At 43.7% G+C, this 1,239-nt stretch carries 1 protein-coding gene and 1 pseudogene; one reads left to right on the top strand and one right to left on the bottom strand.

Annotated features, from left to right (window positions below; all coding sequences use genetic code 11):
• Positions 1–441, bottom strand: a pseudogene (locus ACUVJL_RS27785) (hypothetical protein); the annotation flags it as partial.
• 267 nt (positions 442–708) lie between these two features.
• Between ACUVJL_RS27785 and ACUVJL_RS27780 the strand changes: the two are divergent.
• On the top strand, positions 709–1,239 hold a 531-nt coding region (locus ACUVJL_RS27780; protein ID WP_445248795.1), incomplete at its 3' end, for a phytochelatin synthase family protein.

The raw sequence follows: 1,239 nt of genomic DNA, 5'->3' as shown, positions 1-1,239 counted from the left end.
TTCCAGGTCAATCACTAAGTCCAAATCTTGCGTAGATCTGTTTTCTCCCAACAGCGAACTTGCCACCGAACCTCCCACCACATAGGGAATATTCAGCGGTAGCAAGATGCTGGCTATTTTTTGCGCTAATTCGATCGGATCTGCAATCACGAGTTCACCCCAATCTTTACTGTCTGATAAAACTTCTATCCACTCAGCACCCAAGCACCTTTTAATAAATTCTTGCCGAACTTTTGCCTCACTAGCATTGGGATACTGGTTCTTTATTCCAGATATTGCCAACCTTCGCACCGCTTGATTGAAAGCGCAAGTCCGTTGTACTTTTTGTTGGGGCGTTAACTGTCGTAATAGCTGAAACATCAGCACATCCGCCTCAATGCTGGTATCGATAGATTGTTGCTTGTATCCTGATTTGACTGTGACTGTTGGTATTGGTGGCATGATGCAATCTTGCTCCCAGGCAGAGATTTCAAAATTATATTACAGAATCCCGGTTTTTCATACCTCTTTATAAAAATGATGTTTTTCCTTAATCATAATGAAGTTTTAACAATGAAAAGGCTTGCTATAATGATGTCCAAAGCAAAGGCGATAGTTACCAGAGCCACTAACCAGATGGCAAGGTTTATACGTTGTAATGTTTAATTATCCAACGACCAATTCTGACTAAGACTTTTTTACACAACTGTTCGGGAGAGAGATGAAGATATGGACTTAAATCAAAAGTCTGGGAATCGCCGATGGCGAGGGCGACTAATAAAAGCTGGAGGGGGTATTCTACTAATCTTCGGCACAGGTTTAAGCGTTTTTACCTGGAAACTCTTCTCGCCACCTTCTGTTGACCGGCTACCACTTCCCAAAACTTTGGTTTCTTTAGAGTCGCCACAAGGACAACAGCTACTGAACCAGAGCAAGAGCAAACAGGATTTTCAACCGCTTAGCACCCACATTGAAACTCAAAAACGTCCAGCATATTGTGGTGTGGCTAGCAGTGTGACGGTTCTGAACGCACTCGGCAGCAAAAGACAGGGATATCGCCCCCTAACCCAAGACACCTTTTTTGACGGTCAAACCCAGAATATCCGTTCTTCTTATGCCGTCACTTTTTCGGGGATGACTCTTGATGAATTAGCAGCCTTACTGAGAAGTCACAACGTCAAAGTTGAGGTCTACTATGCGTCGGAGACAACACTTAACCAATTTCGTACCCAAGCTAAAGCCAACCTTGGCCGTTCAGGC

This window comes from Microcoleus sp. OTE_8_concoct_300, from assembly GCF_031383065.1.
Classification (GTDB): domain Bacteria; phylum Cyanobacteriota; class Cyanobacteriia; order Cyanobacteriales; family Microcoleaceae; genus Microcoleus.
The sequence above is the reverse complement of the archived record's forward strand: the minus strand, read 5'-3'. Positions and strand labels throughout refer to the sequence as shown.